The organism is Flavobacterium hibisci, assembly GCF_020026925.1.
In the GTDB taxonomy this organism is placed as follows: Bacteria; Bacteroidota; Bacteroidia; order Flavobacteriales; family Flavobacteriaceae; genus Flavobacterium; species Flavobacterium hibisci.
Map to the genome: position 1 here is coordinate 1 of NZ_JAIQDW010000053.1, position 735 is coordinate 735.

At 42.6% G+C, this 735-nt stretch carries 1 protein-coding gene; it reads left to right on the plus strand.

Features of this window, described 5'->3' with window-relative positions; all coding sequences use genetic code 11:
• Positions 1–735 (plus strand): hypothetical protein (locus tag K8B81_RS20800; RefSeq protein ID WP_223683442.1); only part of this gene is annotated, 735 nt, incomplete at both ends.

The window sequence follows — 735 nt, forward strand, 5'->3', positions numbered from 1 at the left end:
GTAATTTCAGGTATTACCCATACCGATATTTACTGTACTCCAGCGTCTCGTACTACCAGTACAGTTACTGTTGCCAAGACAGCAGGAACAGGAGTTGGAGCGATTACTTATGAGATTACGGCTCCTGCCGCTTCAGTGACATCAAATACTACTGGTATTTTCACCGGATTGGCCGGAGGAGTTACTTATAGTTTCAAAGTAAGCGATGCGAGCGGTTGTTATGCTACAGGTTCTCACACAGTTCCTGTTGTTACACCAATTGCAGTGATTGCTACCAAACTAAATGATGTTTATTGTAATGGAGGTTCTACAGGTTCTATCAGATATGATGTGAGCCAGTTTTCTTCTACTTACAGCTATAAAGTTAACACAGCTCCTGCAGTTACAGCTCAGAGTGCGGCTTCATTTACCCTGCCAAACCTTGGAGTAGGTACTTATGCTGTTGTTTTCACAGATGAGACTACAGGCTGTACATCATCTACTTCTATCACTATTACCCAGCCTAGTTTATTAGGAGCTACAGCTTCAAGGGTAAATGCGAATTGTAATGTTGCTACCTCTAAGGTTACAATAACCGCTACAGGTGGTACTCCAACATATACTTATGCTTATAAACAAGACGGAGTTGCTGCTGTGGCATCAGATTACGTTGCCAGCAACAGTGCGGATCTAAATCCGTCAACAAATGCCAACTGGGATGTTTGGGTTAAGGATGCCAATGGCTGTACATTTAAA